Raw genomic sequence first — 810 nt, forward strand, 5'->3', positions numbered from 1 at the left:
ATTCCATTTATTATCAATTTAATAAATCTTTCTTTTCACTCTTCTTTTTATAGTTTTAAAGGAGAAAGCTAGGTTTCTTATTTTTACTAATGTATAATAAGAAAAAAGCACGAAAAGAGGTTATCTCATGCTAGAGGTTATTGCAACTTGTTTAGAAGATGTGAAGCGAATTGAAAAGGCTGGTGGAAATCGAATTGAACTCATTTCATCGTATACAGAAGGTGGTTTAACACCGAGTTATGCGTTTATAAAAAAATCAGTAGAAGCAGTGCAAATACCAGTTCATGTTATGATTCGTCCGCATGCGAAGTCTTTTACATATACGGAAGAAGAAATTGAAATGATGAAAGAAGATATTGTAGTTGCTCAAAATCTTGGGGCTGCTGGTGTTGTATTAGGTGTATTAAACGAACAAAATGAAGTTGATGAAGAGAAATTAGCAGATTTATTATCTGTTGTAGATGGAATAAATGTAACGTATCACCGTGCGATAGATGATACAGAAAATCCAGTAGAAGCGATGAAAGCTTTGAAAAAATTCAATAAAGTTACTCACGTGTTAACTTCAGGCGGACAAGGAAAGGTAGTAGATAATATTCCGGTGCTCAGAGAGATGCAAAAGGAAAGTGAAGGGAATATACAGCTTATTGTCGGAAGCGGAGTAACGAAAGAGAATGTAAAACAATTGCTAGATGAAACTGGAATTACGCAGGCGCATGTAGGTACAGCGGTTAGAGAAGGTAAGTCATGTTTTTCTGAGATTGACCTAAATTTAGTACAAGAATTAGTGGGAATAATAAAGTGAAACTT

1 protein-coding gene is annotated in these 810 nt (G+C 34.4%); it reads left to right on the forward strand.

Annotated features, from left to right (window positions below; genetic code table 11):
• Window positions 1–127 precede the first annotated feature (127 nt).
• Window positions 128–805 (forward strand): copper homeostasis protein CutC, encoded by a 678-nt coding sequence (locus KI356_RS26130; protein ID WP_128280468.1) that lies wholly within the window; start codon window positions 128–130, stop codon window positions 803–805.
• Window positions 806–810: the final 5 nt, after the last annotated feature.

This window comes from Bacillus hominis (genome assembly GCF_018332515.1).
Classification (GTDB): Bacteria; Bacillota; Bacilli; order Bacillales; family Bacillaceae_G; genus Bacillus_A; species Bacillus_A hominis.